Raw genomic sequence first — 1,766 nt, 5'->3', positions numbered from 1 at the left:
CCCAGCGAACTCCGGGCCCCCCGGCCCTCCATCACCCGGAAGCTACACGCTTGTTCGACGTTACGCGCCCCCTACCGGCGAGAAGCCCCTCAGAATGCGGAAAACCCAGCTGATCCGGGCCTGATCGGGGTACCTATGGCAAAGCCCGGTGCCACGGCGGTAGCGCCGCGGCACCGGGCTCAGTACCGGTCGGTCGTGCTCAGTACCGGTCGGTCGTGCTCAGCTCACGCCGAAGGAGACCGCCAGGAAGGACCTGCGGCTGGAGCTGCTGTCGCTGACCAGCTGGGCGGAGAGGTACAGCTTGCCGTCCTTGTAGAGGAACTCCGAGTGGTCGAAGAGGAAGCCGGTCTCGGCGTCCCGGATCGAGCGCTCGGCCGGGTTCTGCAGGAGCAGCGTCTCCTTCATGGTGTTCGGGTCGATCGTGACGACCTGGCCGCCCTTGTCGTAGGGCGGGAACTTGTAGGCGAGGATGTTGTCGCCGTCCATGCGCAGCGGCTGGAACTCCCACTTCTCGCCCGCGTCGATCTTGTCTCCGGTGCTCTTGCCGGTCATCAGGTCGAAGGAGACGATCGCGTTCGACTTCCCGTACTCGCCCGCGGTGGGCAGGTAGAGCTTGTCGTCGCTGACGACCTGCCCGCGGCAGTCGCCCACCTCGACCGCGGCGCACCGGCCGCCGTACTGGTCACCGGGTGCCGTGATCTTGGCGCGGACCTTGCCGGTCTTCTCATCGATCGAGAAGTAGTCGTAGCCACGGGCCTCGGTGTCCAGCTGCACCGCGACGACCAGCGGCTTGGACGAGACGACGTGCGCGTATTCGATGCCGGAGGCCATCTTGTACGTGGAAAGGGGAGCACCCGTGGTCGGGTTCAGGGACTGGATCTCCACCTTGCGGTCGCCGTACGAGCCGCACTTGCGCACCGCGACGAGCCCCTCGCCGCCGCCGTAGCCGCTGTCCTCGCAGGTGTCCGACGCCTTGGGCGCCCAGCGGGCCTTGCCGTCGGCGATGGCCCAGGCGGCGCCGCCGCCGGTGCCGCCGGCCGCCACGGTGTCCCCGGAGATGGTGACTTCGTCCATCCGCGCCTTGCGGTCACCCTCCTTGGCCGACTCGGTCCACAGCTTCTTGCCCGTGTCGAGGTCGATCGCGGCGACCTCGGTGCAGCCGTGGTGCTTCGTCTCCTTGGTGGGCTGGTCCGGCTGGTAGACGATGGCCGTCTTGTTGTCCTTGGTGACCACACGGCTCGCCGCGCAGACCGGGCCTTCCAGCTCGATCGTCCACTTCTCGGAACCCTTGACCGGGTCATAGCCGACGATCTTGCTGTCGCCGCTCTTGGCGTACACCTTGTCGGTGATCCACGAGCCGTGGACGTCCAGCGGTGAGGTGTCCTCGTCCACCTTGGGCTTCGGCAGCTGGAACTGGACCTTGGCGTTGGTGTTGGTGGGCACCTTCTCGTCGCCTGTGGCGGGCTTGTCGCCCTCGCCGCCCTTGTTCTCGCCGTCCGTGCCGCCGGCCGAGCTCTTGGACTCGTCCTTCTTGTCGTCGCTGTCCTTGGACGACGCGTACCAGACGCCGGCGCCGATGATCATGGCCACCGCGACCGCGGCGGCGACGATGATCATCATCGTGGTGTTGGACTTCTTGCCGCCGCCCTGGCCGGGCGTGCCCGGCTGCATCGGCATGGTCTGCGGCTGCGGGTAGCCGCCGTACTGCGGCTGCTGCTGGCCCGGGTAGCCGTAGCCGGACTGGCCCATGGGCTGGGTCTGCGGCT

The 1,766-nt window shown here is 67.8% G+C and carries 1 protein-coding gene; it reads right to left on the bottom strand.

The window, feature by feature from the left end:
- Nucleotides 1-219: 219 nt before the first annotated feature.
- A partial coding sequence (locus U9R90_RS35945; protein ID WP_411061676.1) for a PQQ-binding-like beta-propeller repeat protein occupies nt 220-1,766 on the bottom strand: 1,547 nt, incomplete at its 5' end.

The organism is Streptomyces sp. E11-3, assembly GCF_046540415.1.
Lineage (GTDB): Bacteria > Actinomycetota > Actinomycetes > Streptomycetales > Streptomycetaceae > Streptomyces.
This window is presented reverse-complemented; position numbering and strand designations above follow the sequence as displayed.